The 2719-nt window shown below is 31.3% G+C and carries 2 protein-coding genes; both read right to left on the bottom strand.

Annotated elements, in window-relative coordinates:
• Positions 1-1138 (bottom strand): recombinase family protein (locus VK998_RS11720; RefSeq protein WP_325228538.1); only part of this gene is annotated, 1138 nt, incomplete at its 3' end.
• Positions 1131-2719: recombinase family protein (locus VK998_RS11715; RefSeq protein WP_325228536.1), on the bottom strand; the 1589-nt coding region annotated here is incomplete at its 5' end. The genes VK998_RS11715 and VK998_RS11720, both read right to left, overlap by 8 nt.

Here is a 2719-nt window from a genome sequence, read left to right as displayed (position 1 = left end):
CTTCTAAATCCTTATAATGATGCAACTTTTCTTCCTGGTCTAGCATCCTGCAATAATAACAGTAGAGATTTATACCTATTAACTCTTTTCCATTGGAACTTTTAAGAAATCTTATTTTATAACCGCACTTGTTGCATCTTACAAAGGGAGCAATAGGACTGTTTTTATATTTGCTCTTTCCACCATAGAATTTATTTTTATGCCTTGATTTTAGTAGTTCACTTACCCTATCAAAGGTTTCTTTGCTTATAATGGCTTCATGGTTATTGTAAATCTTTTCCCATTCTTCCTTAGGATGATAAGTAACACTACCACCATCAAGTTTGCTTTTGCTTGTCTTATTAAAGACCATTGTTCCAGTATATACTTCATTCTTTAAAATCCTTCTAACCATGCTATGAGACCATATTGTTTGCTCTACAGTAGAAAACCACCTATTAGAATATGAGTCATAGCCTTTAATCTGCTTTCTTCTTGCTCTAGCAGTAATAACACCTTCATCATTAAGGATTTTCGCAGTTTCATTTAAAGTATATCCTTCAAGGATAAGCTGGAATATATATCTGACATTATCTGAAACCGATTCATCAATGATAAGCTTGTACTTATTTTTAGGATCTTTTAGATATCCATATGGCGGTGTTCCTGTGGTATATTTCCCTTGCTTTCTAGCTGTGTAAAGGGCAGTAGTCATCTTTTCTGAAATATCTCTACTATAATAATCATTAAGAAGATTTTTAAATTGAATATCTAGCTCTGTACCATTATGGCCTTCCTTATCACTATCATAGCCATCATTTATTGCTATAAATCTAACTCCCATAAAAGGAAAGATGTTTTCAAGATAGTCCCCCATTTCAATATAATTTCTCATAAATCGTGACATATCTTTTACTATAATACAGTTAATCTCTTGTCCCCTTACTTTTTTAAGGAGCATATCAAGTCCTGGTCTTGAAGTAGTACTTCCACTATAGCCTTCATCAACAAATTCTTCTATATTTGCTTTTTTTAGTTCTTGGTCATTAAAGATGAAATGCTTAATTATATTTCTTTGAGAATTTATAGTTTCTTCTGTTTGTTTTTGTCTATCTCTTTCAGAAAAAGAAATCCTCATATAAATAGCAATATTATTCATTTGATTTCATCTCCTTCCCAGCCAGATATCCCTTTAAACTAATTTTTATAGTTTCATTATCATATACATCAATACGGTCAATGTATTTAGGGATAATTTCTTCATCTAGTTTAATATCATTATAGGAAGTTAAATAATCAAATAGCTCTAACTCTTCTTCAGTCTTAGCTTCTATAGATAGAATTTCTAAATCAAGATTACTTAATTCTTTTTCATAGGTGTTTAATCTATTTCTATTTAATATCCTTTCTTCTAGGTATTCTTCCTTTTCAAGCTTTCCTAAACTATAGGCTTCATATAACTTTTTTAATTCCGAATTAAGCTTATAGATCTTAAGGGAAAGGGATGTCCGATGTTTTTCTACCACCTCAATATTCATCTTGCTTATATCAATTATTCTATCTTTGCAATCTGCTCCACTTGCATCAATACTCAATACATTCCTTAGTTTATTTATAACTAATCTATCTAAATCCTCTTCCATGATAGAAATATAGGGTGTTTCTAGTATAACCCCATTGTTTTCTTCATTTGTAAATTTATAATAATAGAACTTAGCATTCTTCTTTCTACTTTTTATGCAATTTCTTTTTAAAATAAGCTTAGTATTGCCATCAAAGATTAGACCTTTATATTTATTAATTGGCTCTCTTTTAAGGTCATGTCTTGTTATTTTAAAGTGATCTTTTTCCTTATTATAATCCAATATCTCCTGGGCTGCTTTAAATAAATCCTTTGGAATTATAGCTTCATGAGTATCTTCTACAATTATCCATTCATCTTTAGGCTTTTGCCTATAATGGCCAGATTTTTTACCTGGAACATTTTCCTTAGTTCCTTGAACAAGACAACCTGTATAGACTCTTTGCCTAAGCATATTTGCTATTGTACCTTTCCTCCATTGTGGCTCTCCAGGTTCACGCAAAATATTACCTGTTTTATTATAGGCACTTGATGTAGAAATATTATCTTCGTTAAGCTCTTTAGCAATTTTAAATGTATTTTCACCAGCTACATATCTAGTAAATATTCTCTCTATTATCTTTTTGCTTACTTCATCAGGCTCAAGTTTTCTTCCACCATCTTTTTCTACTACCTTATAACCAAATGGTGGAGTTGAACCTATAAAGAAACCTTGCTTGGCATTTAACCTTTTGCTTGTTTTCACCTTATAACCTATATCTTTTGCATACATGTCATTTATAAGGTTCTTTATTAGCATTTCAAAGGATAATTTTGCATCAATACCTCTTTCTGTATCAATCTTATCTACTACAGAAATAAATCTTACTCCTAAAAAGGGAAATACCTTGTCTACAAGTCTGCCCATTTCAAGATGCTCTCTACCAAGCCGTGATAGGTCTCTTACTATAATACAATTTATAAGACCACTTCTCACATCATCCATCATTTCAATATATCCAGGCCTGTCAAAATTCGTTCCAGAATACTCATAGTCTGTATAAACCTTGACTAAATTCATGTTTTCACTGTTGGCATATTCCTGACAGATTTCAATTTGGGTTTCAATAGAAGATGATTTATTCCTCCATTCCTCTGTTCTTTCTTGTGAGAGCCTAG

Origin of the sequence: Schnuerera sp. (assembly GCF_035459645.1) — a bacterium.
Taxonomy (GTDB): Bacteria; Bacillota; Clostridia; order Tissierellales; family Tepidimicrobiaceae; genus Schnuerera.
The sequence above is the reverse complement of the archived record's forward strand: the minus strand, read 5'-3'. Positions and strand labels throughout refer to the sequence as shown.